This is a genomic window from Mycobacterium hubeiense (assembly GCF_002838065.1).
GTDB classification, from domain to species: domain Bacteria; phylum Actinomycetota; class Actinomycetes; order Mycobacteriales; family Mycobacteriaceae; genus Mycobacterium; species Mycobacterium hubeiense.
The window spans coordinates 14,563-31,561 of sequence record NZ_PIZU01000034.1 but is presented as its reverse complement, the minus strand read 5'-3'; the positions used below and the strand labels follow the sequence as shown (position 1 = coordinate 31,561).

Sequence of the window (16,999 nt, the reverse complement as noted above, 5' to 3'; positions counted from 1 at the left end):
CAGGCACGCCACCGTCAGTCTTGTTGAGCCTGATAGATGTCCGGCACACCGTCGTGGTCGTCATCAGCGGTCTCCAGCGCCTCGATGCGGCGGTACGCCGCATTGCGGGTCACCAACACCAGGGCGGCCAGCACACCTGCGACCACCGATCCGCACAGCACCCCGATTTTCACGTCGGCGTTCTCCGGTGTTCCGTAGCCAAACGCCAGTTCGCCGATCAGCAGCGACACCGTGAAGCCGATACCGGCCAGCAGCGCGACGCCTGCGACGTCCCGCCAGGCCAGGTCGTCGTCGAGGCTGGCGTGGGTGAACTTGGCCAGCAGAAACGCCGTCAGCCACACCCCGAGGGGTTTGCCGACGACCAGGCCGGCGATCACGCCGACGGTCACCGGGTGAAGCAGCGAGTCGCCGAGCCCGGACCAGCCGCCGACCGTCACTCCGGCGGCGAAGAACGCGAATATCGGGACGGCCAGACCCGCCGAAAGCGGACGCAGCTGGTGCTCGAACTCCTCCGCGGCGGCGTGTCGCCCGAGCACCGGCACGGTGAAGCCCAACAGCACGCCGGCCACGGTCGCGTGCACACCGCTGGCATGAACCAGCGCCCAGGTGGCCGCGGCCAGCGGCACCAGCAGCCACCAGCGGTGCAGGCCGCGCTGGACGGCCAGCGCGAACAGGCCGCCGGGGATCAGCGCCAGCGCCAGCGGCCCGATCTGGAGGTGGTCGGTGTAGAAGACGGCGATGACGGTGATGGCCAGCAGGTCGTCGACGACCGCAAGGGTGAGCAGAAAGGTGCGCAACGCCGTCGGCAGGTGAGTGGACAGCACCGCGAGGACGGCCAACGCGAACGCGATGTCGGTGGCGATCGGCACCGCCCAGCCGTCGATGTTCTCGGGCTGGCCGGCGGCCACCGTGATGCCGATGAAAATCGCCGCCGGGACGATCATGCCGCCCACGGCCGCCGCGATGGGCAAGGCCGCACGGGCCGGGTCTCGCAGGTCGCCGGCGACGAACTCCCGTTTGAGTTCCAGGCCGACGACGAAGAAGAAGATCGCCAGCAGCCCGTCGGCCGCCCACGCCGACGCGCTGAGCTGCAGGTGGAACCAGTCCGGGCCGATCTCGAACTCCGACATCTGGCGGTAGGTGGACGACCACGGAGAGTTGGCCCACACCAGTGCCACGCCCGCGGCGATCAGCAGCAGCACCCCGCCGACGGTCTCCTCGCGCAGGATCTCGGTGAGGCGCTTGGTTTCCGGCCAAGAGCTACGGGTGAACAACCGTCGATTGGTGGCCATTGGCCAAATCTTAGTTAGGGCGCTAGGAGCCGGCGGATGCTGGCGAACTGTGCATCGCCGAGGGCGCGGAGTTGGTCCGGCGTGAACTCGTCGTAATGGCGTACCGTCCACTCGTCGAAGATCTGAAGCACACCCGTTACGAGGTTGTACTGCAACGCATCTGGCAAATCGTCTCGCACCGCACCGCAGCGACGGCCCACCCGCAGCACCTGCTCCACCCAGTCGCGCACCGCGGCGAGCGCCCCGCCGACGGTGCCCTTCGCCTCGTCGGGTGCGCCGCTGTAGAACATGCGACCCAGAGTCAAGAACGACTCCCGCCGCTCGGCGAGACGCACCAAGCCGGAAAAATACGCTTCGAGCCGCGACCAAAACTCCGGACCCGCGAATTCATCGGGTTCCGGAACGCGCAATTCGGTGCCCACTTCGTCAATTAGTTCCTGCACGACGAAGGTGAATAGTTCTTCTTTCGAGGGCACGAAATAGTAGAACGAACTCTTACTCATCCCGCAGTCGCGGATGATGCGGTTCAGCGACGCCTCTTGGTATCCCGACGACGCGAATTCCGCTGCGGCGACGGCGACAAGCTGGTGCCGGCGGTCGACGGGCATGCGACCGATGCGTGCTGGTGACACTGCCCCAGAATACCAGAGTGGACCGTCCGGTCCACACAATGGTAGCGTGGTGTCTGAGATCGCCGGAATGGAGAAATATGTTTACCCCGACCCCCGTCGAAAAGCAGTATGAACAGGCCGCTCCGGACGATCTGCGGATATTGGTGGTCGGCGCGGGAATCGCGGGCATCACGGTCGCGCAGCTGCTCCGCAACGACGGTCGTCATCCCGTCCTCATCGAACGCGCGGACGACGGTTCACATCCCGGCTACATGCTCGCACTGATGCCGATGGCCGAGCCCGCGCTGGACGATCTGGGACTGCGAGACCGCTACCGCGCGGCCAGCGTGCAGTTCGAGCACTACGGCATGCGCTCGCACACCGGCAGGCTGATGCGCGTCGACCCGATCGGGCAGATCCTCAGCCGCAACGGCGACTACCGGGGCATCTCGCGCGGCGCGCTAATCGACGTCCTCACTGGCGACGGATGCACGGTCAGCTTCGGCTCCACCGTCACTGCGCTCACGGAAACCCCTGAGGCGGTACGGGTGTGCGTGTCGGAGGCCGGCGTCGCGCACGAGCTCGAGTTCGACCTCGTCATCGTCGCCGACGGCATCCACTCCGACACACGTGAATTGGTGCTCGGCGGCGCTCCCGTCGAGGTGGTCGACACCGAATGGGGCGGCTGGGTGGCCTGGGCGCCCGCGGATGACAAGCTTGATACCGGCGAAGAGCTTTGGGGCGCAGGCAATTTCGTCGGGCTGTATCCGGTCGCCGGCGGGATCGGGGTGTTTCTGGGCGGTCCCCGTTCGGATACCGCCGCCGGTGCCCCCGCCTTCGCCGAGCGATTTCGCAAGGCGCTCAAGGTCGTCGACCCGCGTATCGACAGGGCGCTGGACGCGGTCGCCACCGATCCGGACCCGTACTACTGGGCACTGACGGACTGTCGTGCGCCGCAATGGACGACAGGCCGCACCGTGCTGCTCGGCGACGCCGCGGCCGGCTTCCTGCCGACCGCCGGGATCGGCGCGGGCATGGCGATGGAATCGGCCTGGATTCTGGCCGGTGTGCTACGGCACGCCGATCGCCGCGTGCTGGCCCGTCTGCTCGGCGCGTACGAACGAGCGCAGCGGCCCCGCGTACAAACAGCTCAGGACAATTCCCGTCAACTGGCCAACCTGATGTTCCACCGCAGCCGGACGCTCGCGGTGCTGCGCGAGGTTGCCATGCGTTTCGTCAGCGTCGAGACGGCGATCGGCCCCATCCGCCGGCTGCTGCGCGAGCAGCTTGACCCCGACGCCATCGCGAAATCACTTGTGGCGGGGGCCGTGACGGAGTAACTTCGGATCTGGTGCGCCGGGAAGTCGGGTCGGCTGTCAATGGCCCGACTCGTGAAAGGCTTGCTGTGGCCGCTATTTCGGCGGTGTCCACCGTCCGCGCGCCTGCCGCCATCCAACCTGGACTGCGTGACCAAACGGTTCGGACGCATCCTCGCCGTCGACAACCTAAGCCTGACCGTGGCGCCCGGTGAGGTGTTCGGTTTTCTCGGGCCGAACGGCGCCGGCAAGTCGACCACCATTCGGATGCTGCTCGGCCTCATCGCACCGACGTCAGGTTCTGCAACCGTTTTCGGCCATCCCGCCGAAGACGTGCATCAAGCACACCAACACCTTGCCTACGTGCCGGCCGACGTTGCGCTGTGGCCGGCCTTGACGGGCGCGGAGATCCTCGAATTACTCGGCAACCTCAGCCCGGGCGTCGATGTTGGGTATCGCGCCGAGCTGGTCGAGCTGTTCGACCTCGACCTCGACAGGCCCGCAAAGGCCTACTCGACCGGTAATCGGCAGAAGGTCGCGCTGGTTGCCGCATTCGCAACCCGCGCACCACTGCTCGTCTTCGACGAACCAACCAGCGGCTTGGATCCATTGATGGAACGCCAATTTCGTCGCTGCGTCACCGAGGCCAGAGACCGCGGTCAGACCATTTTCCTCAGCTCACATCAGCTCGCCGAAGTCGAGGCGGTGTGCGACAGGGTCGCGATTCTGCGAGCCGGGCGCCTCGTCGAGATCGACACTATCGCCGACCTGCGCCGGATGCGCCGCACCGTGGTGGAGGTCACCTATCGCGACGGCGAACCGATGTTGCGCGACGTCCCCGGTGTGTCGAAAGTCGAACGCCTGGACGGGAATCGGCTGCGATTCAGCTTTACCGGCACGCCCGCCCCGGCATTGCGTGCGCTGGCGTTCAGCGACATCACCGCGATCGCCATGCACGAACCCAACCTCGAAGAGATCTTCCTCGACTACTACGGCGAGGCCGTCGGATGACCGCGGCGGTTCTGCCCACGTCGGGGGTGACACCTCTGGGGCCGGCGGCCGGGCGCGCCGTCGGGATGCTGGCATTCCGCCAGGTACGCCGTGGCGCCCTCGTGGTGGCGGCGCTGTGCGCAGGGATGACGACATTCGTTGCCGCCCAGTATGAATCGATGTTCCACGGCGCACTCGATCAATCCTCCTTGCGCGCCTTGGCCGACAATCCCGCCATCCGGACACTGTTCGGCCCGCCGGTGGCTCTGGACACGGCCGGTGGATTCACCGTATGGCGCACCGGAGTGCCGGTACTACTGCTGGCCAGTGTCTGGCTGCTGCTGACCGCTACCCGCATCACCCGTGGCGAAGAGGACGCCGGGCGCTGGAGCCTGCTGCTCGCGGGACCGTTGCGCTTGGTGGACCTGGTGGTGCGGTGCCTGATCGCATTGGGCGTTTCCGCCGCACTCATCGGCTGTCTCGTCGCGATCGGATTGCTCGCGGCGGGCACGGATCCGACGGGCGCAGCCCTGTACGGCATCGGGGTCGTCGGCGTATCGCTCACCCTCGCATGCGCCGGAGTCCTTGCCGCGCAAGTGATGCCGAGTAGGCCCGCCGCGGTGGGTCTGACGGTGGCGGGGCTCGGCGTCGGGCTGCTGCTGCGGATGCTGTCCGACGGCGTGCCCACCCTGGCGTGGTCAGCATGGGTGACGCCGTTCGGGCTCGTGGTGCGGTCCGCGCCGTACGCGGACAACCGCATCGCGCCGCTTCTGGTGCTGGCTGTCTTTCCGGTGGTCCTCGCGACGGCCGCCGTCATCGCCGCCCGCCACCGCGACCTCGACAGCGGCATCGTGGCGGTCCGGACGCGCCGCCCACCGCGGGTCTGGCTGTTGGGGTCGGTCGGCGGATTCGCGGTGCGGCGGGCCCTTCGGCCCACCCTCGGCTGGGTGATCGGTGTCGCGGCGTACTTCCTGCTCATCGGCGCGGTGATCGCCACGATTCTGGATTTCTTCGAACAGAATCGCCGATTCGCCGAGCTCGCCGCCGCCGCGGGATTCGCCGGGCTGGATACGGCCAACGGATTCGCTGCGGCGTTGTTCAGCCTGCTGGCGATCCCCACCGGGTTGTACGCCGCGACGCGGCTCGCCACCATGGTTGCCGATGAGAAAGCCCGGCGCTGGACCGCACTGTTCTCCCGTCCGATCCCGCGAAACCACCTGGCCGGCAATGAAATCGCAGTCACGGCCGTCGGCGTGATCGTGTTGCACACGGCGGCCGCATTGGCGATCTGGGGCGGTGCCGCCATCACCGGGGGCGGGCTGGGCATCGGCGCGGCACTGGCCGGTGCCGCCAACACCATGCCGATCGCGCTCCTGGCGCTCGGCGCGGCAGCACTCGCCCTCGGGTGGCTGCCGTCCTGGGTCGGGGCCATCGGCTCAATACCCGTCGTCGGCGGCTTCCTGCTGCATGCCGTTGCGCCGAACGACATGCTGGCCCGCCTGTCCCCCTTCGCACACGTTGCCGCGGTGCCCAATGCGCCACCCGACTGGACGGGCGTTGCGGCGCTCACGCTCATCACGGCGGCCATGGTCGCCGCCGGCCTGGTGGGCTACTCCCGACGTGATCTGACGACATGAAAGGCAACCGACGGTGACTGACACGGACGTATCGTGCTGATATGCATGCCGAGGAGATGGCCGAGGAATTCCCGGTGATAACAATCGACTCCGACGCGCTGGACGCCGCGCGCACACTGGCCGAACACCGGTTGCCGGGCATCATCGTCACCGATGAGTCCGGCCGGCCGTACGCCGTGCTACCCGCGTCACAAGTGGTCCGATTCATCGTGCCGCAGTACGTTCAGGACGATCCATCGCTGGCCGGTGTGCTCAATGAGTCGATGGCCGATCGGGCCGCCGACAAGCTCGGCGGCAAGAAGGTGCGCGAAGTTCTACCGGAGCACCTGGTCGATGTTCCGGCAGCCAACGCCGACGACACCATCATCGAAGTGGCAGCCCTCATGGCGCGCTACCGGAGCCCGCTGATCGCCGTGATGCAGGAAGGGAAATTGCGCGGCGTCATCACCGCATCGCGGGTGCTCGAGGCCGCGCTGAAACACTAGGCCATTGTCAGCAACAATCGCGATCACCGTTTTCGTGATCGCCTATGCCCTGATCGCCAGCGATCGCATCAACAAGACACTCGTGGCCCTCTGCGGCGGCGCGATCGTGCTCGCCCTCGGGATCGTCGAAGCCGACGACGCGTTCTACTCCCACGAAACCGGGATCGACTGGAACGTCATCTTCCTGCTCTTCGGCATGATGATCATCGTCGGAGTGCTGCGCCAGACCGGTGTGTTCGAGTACATCGCGATCTGGGCTGCCAAGCGCGCCAACGGTTCTCCGCTGCGGATCATGATCCTGCTGGTCATCGTTACAGCCGTCGCCTCCGCGATGTTGGACAACGTGACCACGGTGCTGCTCATCGCACCGGTGACGCTGCTGGTGTGTGAACGGCTCGCGATCAACCCGATCCCTTTCCTGATGGCCGAGGTGTTCGCGTCCAACATCGGCGGCGCGTCGACACTGGTCGGCGACCCGCCCAACATCATCATCGCTAGCCGGGCGGGATTGACCTTCAACGACTTTCTGGTGCATATGGCCCCGATCGTGATCGTCGTCATGGTCGTGTTTATCGCGATGCTGCCGCTGCTGTTTCGCGGCTCGTTCGCCGTCGACCCCTCGCGTGTCGCCGACGTGATGTCGCTCAATGAACGTGAGGCCATCCGCGATCCGGCGCTGTTGATCAAGTGCGGTGTGGTCCTTGTCGCGGTGTTCGCGGCGTTCATCGGCCATTCGCTGTTTCACATCGAGCCGTCCGTCGTCGCACTGATCGGTGCAGGCGTACTCGTGCTGATCTCTCGGCTGGAGCAACGCGACTACCTCGGCAGCGTCGAGTGGGAGACCCTGCTGTTCTTCGCGGGGCTGTTCGTCATGGTCGGCGCGCTCGTGAAAACGGGGGTCGTCGAGGAACTGGCCCGATCGGCAACCGAGCTCACCGACGGGGATGCGCTCCTCACTGTGATGTTGGTTCTCGGTGTCTCCGCGCCGGTGTCGGGAATCATCGACAACATCCCGTTCACTGCGACCATGACGCCGATCGTCAGCGAGTTGGCCGCGGGGCTGTCCGGTCCGACCGACCCGAACGTGCTGTGGTGGGCGCTTGCGCTCGGCGCCGACTTCGGCGGCAACCTGACCGCCGTCGGGGCGAGCGCCAACGTCGTCATGCTCGGAATCGCCCGCCGCGCAGGCAATCCCATTTCGTTCTGGGAGTTCACTCGCAAGGGCCTGTTCGTCACGGTGATGTCGATCGCACTAGCCGCGGTATACCTGTGGCTGCGCTACTTCGTGCTTGCCTAGGGGGGGCCATTTCAACGTCCGGACGTTCGCCACACCCGGCGTAGAATTCGAGATATCGGTCAGCGGTCGGCGCCGCCGAGCTTCGGAGCACCATATGGGCACACGTTCGCCCGACACACTCCCGACGCTATCCCGGCGCGCCCGGGTACTCATCGTCACCGCTGTCGGCCTGCTGGTGCTGCTACTGTTCGGCCCCCCTGTGTTGAACACGTACGTCGACTGGCTGTGGTTCGGCGAGGTCGGTTTCCGCCGAGTGTGGGTCACGGTCCTGGCAACCCGGCTCGTGACCTTCTTCGCGGTGGCGGTGGTGGTGGGGGGCATCGTCGGTCTGGCCGTGTGGTTGGCCTACCGCACCCGCCCCCCGTTCGTGCCGGCGGCGCCGAACGACCCGATCGCGCCGTTCCGCGTCCAGGTGACACGTCGACCGCGGTTGTTCGGCTGGGGCGTCGCGCTCGCCATCGGCCTGCTCTGCGGCCTGATCGCGCAATCGAGTTGGGTGACCGTTCAACTGTTCCTGCACGGTGGGTCGTTCGGCCTGGCGGATCCAGAATTCGGCCACGACATCGGGTTCTTCGTCTTTGACCTGCCTCTCTACCGATCCGTTCTGAACTGGCTCTTCGTCGCGGTGTGCCTTGCCTTCGCGGCAAGCCTGACGACGCACTATCTGTTCGGCGGCCTACAGCTGACGACGGGCAAGAGCATGCTGACGCAAGCTGCCCGTGTTCAGCTCGCGGTGCTGGCTGGAGTCCTGATCCTGCTGAAGGCGGTTGCCTATTGGTTCGACCGATACCAGCTGTTGTCCGGTGCCCGTAAGGAGCCCACCTTCACCGGTGCCGGCTACACCGACATCCACGCGGTGCTGCCGGCCAAGCTCGTGCTGCTGGCGATCGCGGTGCTGTGCGCGGCGGCATTCTTTGCCGCAATCTTCCTGCACGACATGCGGATTCCGGCAATGGCAACGGCGCTGCTGGTGCTGTCCGCGATTCTCGTCGGTGGGATCTGGCCGCTGCTCATGGAACAGTTTTCGGTGCGGCCCAACGCTGCCGACGTCGAACGCCCGTACATCCAACGCAATATTGACGCAACCCGTCAGGCCTATCGGATCGGCGGCGAATGGGTCGAATACCGGGACTATCCGGGCGTCGGCACCAAGTCACCCCGCGATGTTCCGGCCGATGCGACCACGATCGCCAACGTCCGTCTACTGGACCCCAATGTGCTCTCCCGAACCTTCACCCAACAGCAACAGCTCAAGAACTTCTACAGCTTCCCTGAGCATTTGGACCTCGACCGGTACCGCATCGATGGCGAGCTGCAGGACTACGTCGTCGGTGTCCGGGAGCTGTCCCCGAACAGCCTCACCGGAAATCAAACGGACTGGATCAATCGGCACACCGTCTACACCCACGGCAACGGTTTCGTCGCCGCACCGGCGAACCGGGTGAACGCAGCGGTGCGCGACGCCGCAGGGGCCTCGGAGAGCAACAGCGGTTACCCCCTCTACACCGTCAGCGACATCGCCACGCAGCATTCCGGTCGGCAGATCATCCCCGTCGAACAACCCCGCGTCTATTTCGGTGAGGTGATCGCCCAGTTCGATCCCGACTATGCCATCGTCGGCGGCCCCGGCGGTCCCCGCGAATACGACACCGACGCTTCGAAGTACACCTACACGGGCGCCGGCGGCGTGCCGATCGGAAATTGGTTCAACCGCACGGTGTTTGCCGCCAAGTTCGGCCAGCACAAGATCCTCTTCTCGCGCGCGATCGGTTCGGAATCGAAAGTGCTCATGTACCGCGACCCGCGAGAACGGGTGCAACGCGTCGCGCCTTGGCTGACGACGGACAACAACTCCTACCCGGCCGTGGTGAACGGACGGATCGTCTGGATCGTCGATGCATACACCACTCTGGACACCTATCCCTACGCGCAACAGACTTCACTCGAAGGACTGGTGACCACCGCTACCGGCATCGTGCGACCCGGCAGGGAGGTGTCATACGTCCGAAACTCCGTCAAGGCGACCGTCGACGCCTACGACGGCACAGTGACGCTGTACGAGTTCGACTCCGACGATCCGGTTTTGCGGGCCTGGATGCGCGCGTTTCCCGGCACCGTGAAATCCGAGGATGCAATCTCCGACGAATTGCGCGCCCATTTCCGCTATCCGGAGGACCTATTCGAGGTCCAGCGTGAGCTGCTCGCGAAGTATCACGTCGACGAGCCACGAGAGTTCTTCACCACCAACGCATTCTGGTCGGTGCCGAGCGACCCCACCGTCGATACGAATCCGACGCAGCCACCGTTCTATGTCCTCGTCGGTGACGAGAAGACGGCGAAGCCGTCGTTCCGCTTGGCCACCGCGATGGTCGGATACAACCGGGAGTTCCTCGCCGCGTATATCTCGGCTCAGTCGGATCCGGAAAATTACGGCAAGCTCACCGTGCTTCAGTTGCCCACGGACACCCTGACTCAAGGCCCACAGCAGATCCAGAATTCGATGATCTCCGACACCCGGGTGGCATCCGAGCGGACGCTTCTGGAGCGGTCCAACAGGATTCACTACGGAAACCTGCTGGTGCTGCCGATTGCCGACGGAGGCGTGCTCTACGTCGAACCGCTCTACACCGAACGGATCTCGACGGCCCCGAACAGCTCGACATTCCCACAACTGTCCCGGGTACTGGTCAGCGTGCGAGAGCCGCGCGCCGGTGGTGGCGTACGCGTCGGCTATGCACCGACCCTGGCTGAGGCACTGGATCAGGTGTTCGGCCCCGGCACCGGTCGCGCCGCCACGGCCCCCGGTGGCGACGCCGCCACCGCGCCGCCCCCTTCACCGGACACCCGCCCATTGCCGCAAACCGCTCCCCCACCCGCGGCCCCGCAGCAGCCGCCGGCCCCAGTGGCACCCCCTGCACCTCAGCCCGACGGTTCAGCGCCCACACCGGCCGAACTGCGCGAGACGCTGGCGGAACTGCGCGAGATCCTTGAGCGCCTGGAACGGGCGGTTGACGCGAATGAGAATCCGGGCGGATAAGGCGCCATCAGCCGTGCAGACTGCTCATAGCAGGACCAGCAGGAGCACGGTGCCGAGCAGGACGGCGGCCGACCAGACCATGCGGGTAGTGGACCACGGCGTTGCCAGCCGCCCGTTGGGCGGTAGGTTAGCCCTCGCGGCGGCCCATGCCCGCTGGGTCCCGCGGCGCAGTGGCGGGACCATCACCTCACGTAGCTGAAATACATACTGCAACAGTGCATTCCACGTAGACGGCAGAGCACGCCGGTAGACGACGTCGGCATCGAGGTTCACCGATCGGACTTCCGGCGGGTAGAGGCCGGTGCGGATCAATACGGTAAAGGCCATCGAGGCGAGCAGCAGCAGCTGCAGCTGGTTGATCACGTGTGGCGTCGTGTACGGCACGTAGTCGACCGCATACGGGAGGATCCCGTACAGCACACCCGGCACCACCCCGATGCCGATGCAGACCAGCGCCGCGATCGTCATGGCCACCCGCATGTTCAGGGGCGCCTCCGCCACCCGGTGGCCCCGGTCGTGGGCGAAGAACGCGAAGTACGGAATCTTGATCCCGGCGTGGTGGAACACGCCGGCGGAGGCGAACAGTAGCAACAGCCAGACGACGGTCCGGTGTTCCCGGGAGGCCGCCTCCATGATCAGCGACTTGGTGGCGAACCCGGAGAACAGAGGGAAGGCGGAGATGGACGCCGCGCCAACGATGCACAGCACCGTGGTCTGCGGCATCGATTTGTACAGCCCGCCGAGCTCGGAGCCCTTGGCGGTACCGGTGCGCATCAGCACCGCGCCCATCGCCATGAACAACAGGCCCTTGAACACCATGTCGGCCACGGCGTGCGCGCTCGCGCCGTTGATCCCTAGCGAGCCGCCGATACCGACGCCCACCACCATGAACCCGAGCTGGTTGATCATGCTGTAGGCGAGCACCCGGCGCAGGTCGTTTTCGATCACCGCGTAGAAGATCGGGAAAACGGTCATGGCAACGCCGACCCAGATCAACGTCTCGGTGCCGGGAAAGCCCCGCGCCAGGGTGTACACGGCGAATTTGGTGGTGAACGCCGACAACGCGACCGCACCGACGACCGTCGATTCGGGGTACGTGTCAATCAACCACGCATGTAGCACCGGGAAGGCGCACTTGATGCCAACCCCTGCGAGGATCAGCGCGCCGCCTGGGCGGTCCAGCCCGAGATAGCCGAACTCCAGCCCAGCGCCGGCATCGACCCGCATCGCGATGCCGGTCAACATCAGCAGCCCCGAAATCAGTTGTGCGATAAGGTAACGCATTCCGGCGCGGTAGCTGCGCTCCGTGCGGCCCGCCCAGATCAGGAATGCCGACGACAGTCCGGCAAGCTCCCAGAACACGAACAGCGTCAGCAGGTCGCCGGCCAGGCAACCGCCGACCGCCGACGCGGCGTAGAAGAGGATCACCGCCTGCTGCAGGGAGTCACGCAAGTGCAGCGCATAGATCGTGGTGAGCAGCGCTGCGATCAGGAACCCGGTCGCGAACACGCGGGAGAGCGCGTCGACCCGGAGCAAAGTCAGCTCGAGACCGAACAGGTCGGCGGTGGCCCCGGTGCCTTCGGGCAGTGTCCACAGCACAATCAGGCCGGCGATCGGCAGCAGCACCATCAGCATGCGCCTTTGCCAGCCGCGCAGCAGCGGCACGCCGGCCGCGCCGAGCATCAGCAGAAGAGCGGGGTTAGCGATCATCGCCGTCCCGTCGCGGTGGCTCGTCGACTGGCTCCTCGGCTGGCTCGTAGTAATCTTCGTTGCGCCGCAACAACTTCCGGAGCTGCTTAGCGGTGAGCACCAAGGTCAGGCTGACCACGAAGCCGTAGACGGCGTAAAAGCCGGGCAACCGCTCGACGTCGAAGTACGGGTGCTTGGTGTAGAAGAGGTCGGCGACAAGGGCGACTGTGCACATCGCGAACAACCCGTAGACGATGCGGGTCACGTTGTGCGGCTCGTCCAGCCAGCGGCGCTCGTCGTCGTTCACGGCAGCCCCAGGGTCGCGGCCAGCGGTGCGAGGACGACCTCGGCGCCCACAAACAATCCAACGCAGCCGAGTGCGGTCAGCGTCAGCGGCCCGGCCAGCGTGAGCGACGCCTCACCGTGTGTCTGCCGCTCGAGGGGTGGCCGCAGGAACCCCCGCACCGGTATCGGCATCAGGTAGGCCACCGCGAGCAGCGAGCCCACCACCAGGACCATGAGCATGATGGCCTGGTCCGCGTCGGCCGTGCCGAGCAGTAGCAGCCATTTACTCCAGGTACCGCCGAGCGGCGGCAGGCCGATGATCGAGATAGCGGCGACAAGAAACGCGGCGAACGTCCACGGCATTGCGCGCCCCAGCCCGTCGAGCTCGCTCACGCGGGTCTTTCCGGCGGTGACGGCGATGGCGCCCGCGCACAAAAACAGCGTGATCTTGCCGGCCGCGTGCGTGACCATGTGCAGCGCGCCGCCCGCTGCCGCGACCCGGTCGGCCAGGGTCGCGGCCAGCACGATGTAGGCGAGTTGGCTGACCGTCGAGTACGCCAGCCGCCTTTTGAGATTGTCCGACCGGATCGCCACCACCGCCGCGGCCAGCAGCGTGAAAGCGGCCACCCACATCATCGGTGCCGCGGCACCGCTCTCGCGCAGTGTGTCCAGGCCGAAGATGTACACGGCGATCTTGAGGACCGCGAACATCCCAGCCTTGACCACGGCAACCGCATGCAGCAGTGCCGACACCGGGGTGGGCGCCACCATGGCCGCTGGGAGCCACCGGTGCACCGGCATCAATGCCGCCTTGCCGATGCCGAAGAGGTAGAGCGCGAACAGCGCGGTCAACACCCCGGGGCCGGCTGTGCCGGCCAGCAGCCCGCCGGGGGTGAACTCGGTGCTGCCGGCCAGCACCCAGGTCCACACGATCGCCGGTAATAGCAGCCCGATGGAGGTGGCCAGCAGCACGATGATGTAGGTACGAGCGCCGCGGCGCGCGTCGGCGTCGCCGTGATGGGCGACCAGCGGCCACGTCGCCAGTGTCAGCACCTCGTAGCCTATGAGCAGCGTGACCAGATTGGCCGAAAGCGCGATCCACATCGCCGCCGCGATCGCCAGCGCGAAGAAGGCGAAGAACCGGGTCTGGGCGTGATCCTTCTCGGCGCGCAGGTAGCCAACCGCGAAGACGGTGGTCACCGGCCAGAGCACTGCGGCGACGGTCGCGAACAGCAGACCCAGCGGCTCGAGGGCAAGCTCGAGCGAAACCCCGGGCAGCCACGCCCACAACGTGAACCGCAGCCCGCTGTTGGCCATTGGCCACAACGCCAGCACCACCACCGCCAGCGCGACGCCGCAGGCCACCGACGCCGCGTCGCGTGCGTTCGGCCGGCTTCGCAGAAGCAGCACAGCGCAGCAGGCCAGCAGCGGAAGGGCAGCCGCGATCGGCAGGGCGACGGCCTGCTCGGCTGAGGGCCACGTGAGCACCTCACCCACCCCCCAACAGTGCCGACGCCGCGCCGTCGGCGAGGCCGGCCGGGAGCGTCGCGTCGACGCCGAAGTAGACCGACAGCAGAACCAGGAACCACGTCGCCGCGGCCATCGAAACGGACGGGGTCGCCGGTTCTGCCCGGGCGGGAGCTTCGCGGAACCAGGCGGTCTCGATGACGCGCCCGACGTAGACGAGCGCGAGCAGCGAGCTGGCCAGCACGGCCAGTAGCACGGGCCACGCGCCCCGCTCGATCAGCGCCGTCACCAGCGCCCACTTGCTGACAAACCCTGCTGTTGGCGGCACTCCAACCAGCCCGAGCCCGGCCGCCGCGATCGCAGCGAACGTCCAGGGCATGCGGCGACCCAACCCGGCCAGGTCGGCGAGCCGCACCGAACCGAGCCGCAGCAGCAATAGCCCGGCAGCCGCGAACAACGCCGCCTTGGTGATGGCGTGGTTGATCACGTGCAGGTACGCGGCCGAGACGCCGGCCGCGGTGGCCAGGCTGACCCCGGCGATGATGTAGCCGATTTGCGCGACGCTGGACCAGGCCAGCAGGTACCGCAAATCGTTCTGGACGCACGCGACGGCAGAGCCGACCAGCATCGCCAGGCTGGCCAGCAGCAGGCCGATCTGCTCGATCGGCATTCTGCCGAACACCAGCGCCGCGCCGAACACCGTGAAGGCGAATCGGCAGAACACATAGATCGCGACCTTGGTGCTGGTGGCGGCGACGAACACGCTCACGGCGGACGGCGCCTCCGCGTAGGCTCCAGGCAGCCAGGCGTGCAGAGGGAAGAGCGCCATCTTGATCGCCAGGCCCACGAAAACGAAAACTACGGCGGCGTAGAGGGCACGGTTGCCGTGGCTATCCGTCAGGCGCTCGGCCAGATCGGGCATGTTGAGCGTGCCCGTGAGCGCATAAGCCAGCCCGATGCCAAGCAACACGAAGAGCGCTCCGACGCTGCCGATCACCAGGTAGTGGAAGCTGGCCAGCAGCGCGCGCCGGCGGCTGCCCATGGCGATCAGGGTGTAGGTGGCGAGGGAGCTGATCTCGAGGAACACGAACGCGTTGAAGGCATCCGCGGTGATGGCCAGGCCCAGCAGCCCGGACAAGGTGAGGCACAGGCACGTGTACAGGAGCACAATGCGTCGGGTGTCTATCTCGGCGGCGACGCTGCTGCGTCCGTAGACCGCCGTCACCACGGCCACCAGCGACACCAGAAGCAAGATCGGCGTGTTGAAGCTGCTCACCACGAACTCGATGCCCGACGGAGCAGGCCAGTCGCCCATCGCGTAGTGCAGCGCGCCATCCCGGGCCACGTGCTGGGCAAGCAGGGCGGCGCAGGTCAGCGAACCGCCCGCCGCGACGAGGAATAACAGCCAGGCCACGAACCGGGACCGCAGCAGCATGCATAGCGGCGCGCAGATCAGCGGGATTGCCACTTGCAGCGCCGGCAGCTGGGCAATCATCAGTCACCGGAGTCGTCGTCGTTTGCGTCGGCGGCGTCACGCTTGAGGACTTGGTCCTCCTCGACGGTCCCGTACGCGTCGAAGATGCGTACGGCCAGTGCAAGTCCCACCGCGAGGGTCGCGACGCCCACCACGATCGCAGTCAGAATCAGCACCTGCGGCAATGGGTGCGAGTAGGTCTGAACGCGGTCCGAAATGATCGGCGCGCTTCCACCGGCGACTTTGCCGAGGCCGATGAAGAACAGAAGTATGCCGACCTGGAACACGGTGAGGCCGATGAGCTTTTTCAGCAGGTTGTTATGGCTGATAACGATGTAGAGGCCGGTCAGCATGATGGCGAACAGAAGCCAGTAGTTGTAGTGGGTGGCAATCACCGCGGCACCTCCATGCTCGCCTCCGCGCGGCTCGCGACCCCCCAACTGGCGAAGCTGAAGAAGATCCCCGCCATAACCGCCGAGACGGTGGCGCCGATGGACGCCTCTACCAGCAGAATTCCGAGGTGTTGGCCGGTCTCTGGGTGGCTCGGACTTAACACGTCGTAGTTCAGGAACGAATCACCCAACACCATCGTCACGACGCCGAGCCCGAGATATGCGAGCAAGCCGAGCGAGACTAGTGACCACAATGCGCGCCGCGGCACCACGTACTGCGCTCGGTCGAGACCGAACACGAGGCTGTAGAGAACGGCGCCCGAGGCGAATATGACGCCCGCCTGGAAGCCGCCGCCGGGGCCGTACTCACCGTGAAAAAGCACATACAGAGCGAAGAGCAGAATGAATGGCAGCAGCAGGGCGGTGATGACGCGGATGACGCGGTAGTCGGCGAGGTGGAAGTCAGCCCCCGGCCTCGCCTCCTCCGGCCGTACCAGCGGACCGAGCAACGAAAGTACCGCGACGCCAGCCGTGAAGACGACCACCAGCTCGCCCAGTGTGTCAAGCGCGCGGTAGCTCGCAAGCACCGAGGTGACCGTGTTGGGTATCCCGATTTCCTGCTGGGATTGGTACAGGTAGGTGTTGGTGACGGGGTGATTCTGGACGGGGTTCCCGGCGTCGCCGAACGGCGGCAGATCCTGGCTCGCATAGCCGAGCGCTGCACCGGCCAGGACGACGGCGGCCAGTCCTGGCAGACGTCGTCGCGGCGGTGTGACTGCCTCCCATGAGCGGGTCAGTGCGAGCACGCCGAGCAGCAGGACGGTGCTGATGCCGACGCCGACAGCTGCTTCGGTGAATGCGACATCCGGGGCATCCAACAACACGAACAAGGTCGCGGTGACCAGGCTGAACAATGCAGCCAGCATGGTCGCCTCGTAGAGGGCACGTATCCGCGCGATGGCCACCGCCGTCGCCGCGAGGATCGCGAGCAGCGTGACGTTGATCAAAGTGAACGTCGTCATGACGG

General features: G+C 66.3%; 14 protein-coding genes. 6 read left to right on the top strand and 8 right to left on the bottom strand.

The genetic code is table 11. The annotated features are described in order from the left end of the window. Positions 1-14: 14 nt before the first annotated feature. Complete coding sequence (nhaA, locus tag CWS39_RS21715) at positions 15-1,292, bottom strand: Na+/H+ antiporter NhaA (protein WP_102144977.1); 1,278 nt, start codon at positions 1,290-1,292, stop codon at positions 15-17. A 14-nt stretch (positions 1,293-1,306) separates the two neighbouring features. After that, positions 1,307-1,924, bottom strand: a complete 618-nt coding sequence (locus tag CWS39_RS21710) for a TetR/AcrR family transcriptional regulator (protein WP_142386904.1) — start codon at positions 1,922-1,924, stop codon at positions 1,307-1,309. A 77-nt stretch (positions 1,925-2,001) separates the two neighbouring features. Here CWS39_RS21710 and CWS39_RS21705 point away from each other — a divergent pair, with 77 nt between their 5' ends. The 6 genes from CWS39_RS21705 (at position 2,002) to CWS39_RS21680 (ending at position 10,665) form a co-directional block, all read left to right on the top strand. Next, entirely contained in the window at positions 2,002-3,243 is a 1,242-nt protein-coding gene (locus tag CWS39_RS21705; protein ID WP_102144975.1) for an FAD-dependent oxidoreductase, read from the top strand. A 126-nt stretch (positions 3,244-3,369) separates the two neighbouring features. Then, positions 3,370-4,230 (top strand): ABC transporter ATP-binding protein, encoded by an 861-nt coding sequence (locus CWS39_RS21700; RefSeq protein ID WP_431306165.1) that lies wholly within the window; start codon positions 3,370-3,372, stop codon positions 4,228-4,230. Next, positions 4,227-5,846 (top strand): polyketide antibiotic transporter, encoded by a 1,620-nt coding sequence (locus tag CWS39_RS21695; RefSeq protein ID WP_102144973.1) that lies wholly within the window; start codon positions 4,227-4,229, stop codon positions 5,844-5,846. Before CWS39_RS21700 ends, CWS39_RS21695 begins: the two co-directional genes overlap by 4 nt. A gap of 41 nt (positions 5,847-5,887) precedes the next feature. After that, positions 5,888-6,331 carry a CBS domain-containing protein gene (locus CWS39_RS21690; protein WP_102144972.1) on the top strand — a complete coding sequence of 148 codons (444 nt, stop codon included), beginning with the start codon at positions 5,888-5,890 and terminating at the stop codon, positions 6,329-6,331. A gap of 4 nt (positions 6,332-6,335) precedes the next feature. Then, on the top strand, positions 6,336-7,628 hold the full coding sequence (locus CWS39_RS21685; RefSeq protein WP_102144971.1) for an ArsB/NhaD family transporter: 1,293 nt from the start codon (positions 6,336-6,338) through the stop codon (positions 7,626-7,628). 94 nt (positions 7,629-7,722) lie between these two features. Then, positions 7,723-10,665 (top strand): UPF0182 family protein, encoded by a 2,943-nt coding sequence (locus tag CWS39_RS21680; protein ID WP_102144970.1) that lies wholly within the window; start codon positions 7,723-7,725, stop codon positions 10,663-10,665. A gap of 24 nt (positions 10,666-10,689) precedes the next feature. On the opposite strand, the gene CWS39_RS21675 is transcribed toward CWS39_RS21680, so the two are convergent. From CWS39_RS21675 to CWS39_RS21650, 6 genes are read right to left on the bottom strand one after another with little or no spacing between them, the layout of a single operon-like run. Next, entirely contained in the window at positions 10,690-12,375 is a 1,686-nt protein-coding gene (locus CWS39_RS21675) for a Na(+)/H(+) antiporter subunit D (protein WP_102144969.1), read from the bottom strand. Continuing rightward, on the bottom strand, positions 12,365-12,661 hold the full coding sequence (locus CWS39_RS21670) for a hypothetical protein (protein ID WP_102144968.1): 297 nt from the start codon (positions 12,659-12,661) through the stop codon (positions 12,365-12,367). Before CWS39_RS21670 ends, CWS39_RS21675 begins: the two co-directional genes overlap by 11 nt. Beyond that, a complete protein-coding gene (locus CWS39_RS21665) occupies positions 12,658-14,136 on the bottom strand; it encodes a proton-conducting transporter transmembrane domain-containing protein (protein WP_199178246.1) in 1,479 nt (492 codons plus the stop codon). Before CWS39_RS21665 ends, CWS39_RS21670 begins: the two co-directional genes overlap by 4 nt. After that, positions 14,129-15,601 carry a monovalent cation/H+ antiporter subunit D family protein gene (locus CWS39_RS21660; RefSeq protein WP_199178245.1) on the bottom strand — a complete coding sequence of 491 codons (1,473 nt, stop codon included), beginning with the start codon at positions 15,599-15,601 and terminating at the stop codon, positions 14,129-14,131. The genes CWS39_RS21665 and CWS39_RS21660 overlap by 8 nt, the downstream gene beginning before the upstream one ends. Next, positions 15,601-15,975 carry a cation:proton antiporter subunit C gene (locus CWS39_RS21655; protein ID WP_102144966.1) on the bottom strand — a complete coding sequence of 125 codons (375 nt, stop codon included), beginning with the start codon at positions 15,973-15,975 and terminating at the stop codon, positions 15,601-15,603. Before CWS39_RS21655 ends, CWS39_RS21660 begins: the two co-directional genes overlap by 1 nt. Next, positions 15,972-16,994 (bottom strand): DUF4040 domain-containing protein, encoded by a 1,023-nt coding sequence (locus tag CWS39_RS21650; protein ID WP_102145006.1) that lies wholly within the window; start codon positions 16,992-16,994, stop codon positions 15,972-15,974. Before CWS39_RS21650 ends, CWS39_RS21655 begins: the two co-directional genes overlap by 4 nt. Positions 16,995-16,999 lie beyond the last annotated feature (5 nt).

What these genes read in the sequence shown, in the direction of transcription:
- CWS39_RS21650 (WP_102145006.1), bottom strand. Translation starts at nt 16,994, where the DNA reads ATGACGACGTTCACTTTGATCAACGTCACGCTGCTCGCGATCCTCGCG.
- CWS39_RS21705 (WP_102144975.1), top strand. Translation starts at nt 2,002, where the DNA reads ATGTTTACCCCGACCCCCGTCGAAAAGCAGTATGAACAGGCCGCTCCG.
- CWS39_RS21690 (WP_102144972.1), top strand. Translation starts at nt 5,888, where the DNA reads ATGCATGCCGAGGAGATGGCCGAGGAATTCCCGGTGATAACAATCGAC.
- CWS39_RS21695 (WP_102144973.1), top strand. Translation starts at nt 4,227, where the DNA reads ATGACCGCGGCGGTTCTGCCCACGTCGGGGGTGACACCTCTGGGGCCG.
- nhaA (WP_102144977.1), bottom strand. Translation starts at nt 1,292, where the DNA reads ATGGCCACCAATCGACGGTTGTTCACCCGTAGCTCTTGGCCGGAAACC.
- CWS39_RS21675 (WP_102144969.1), bottom strand. Translation starts at nt 12,375, where the DNA reads ATGATCGCTAACCCCGCTCTTCTGCTGATGCTCGGCGCGGCCGGCGTG.
- CWS39_RS21680 (WP_102144970.1), top strand. Translation starts at nt 7,723, where the DNA reads ATGGGCACACGTTCGCCCGACACACTCCCGACGCTATCCCGGCGCGCC.
- CWS39_RS21660 (WP_199178245.1), bottom strand. Translation starts at nt 15,601, where the DNA reads ATGATTGCCCAGCTGCCGGCGCTGCAAGTGGCAATCCCGCTGATCTGC.